1 protein-coding gene is annotated in these 511 nt (G+C 34.6%); it reads left to right on the forward strand.

What is annotated here, in order from left to right; all coding sequences use genetic code 11:
- Positions 1 to 346 (forward strand): transposase (locus ACTHOQ_RS18920; protein ID WP_440497744.1); only part of this gene is annotated, 346 nt, incomplete at its 5' end.
- Positions 347 to 511: the final 165 nt, after the last annotated feature.

A 511-nucleotide genomic window follows, 5' to 3' on the forward strand; every position in this document is an offset into this window, starting at 1 on the left:
AGGAGATATCCGTCGTTTCAAAAATAATAAACAGTTGAATGCCTATGTGGGCATAGATGTACAAACTTATCAATCAGGCAAATTACAATATCAAGACCGGATAAATAAGCGTGGAAATAAAAAACTGAGGAAAATCCTATTTTTCATGATAATGTCGATGATTTCATTGAGGAAAAAAACGGACAACCATTTAGTGGAATATTACGATTATTTAAAAAAGCAACCTCAAGGAAAACCCCATAAGGTTGCGGTTATTGCGTGTATGAATAAGTTCCTGAAAGTGACGTTTCACCTTATCCAACACAATTTGCCATATGATTACGAGACAGCAACAGCTAAATCGTAAATAGCTGATTTAAATATAACATAACTGACCTTGCGAAAAAAATAAAATTCGTCAGGTCTATTTGGCATGCGCAAATTTGTTTTAGCTGGGAGGGGTACCCCTCCCAGCTAAAACAAATTAATTTCTTCGCATAAATTTAATTAAAAACACTTGACTGGAGGTAAG

This window comes from Solibacillus silvestris (genome assembly GCF_051967575.1).
GTDB lineage: Bacteria > Bacillota > Bacilli > Bacillales_A > Planococcaceae > Solibacillus > Solibacillus silvestris_B.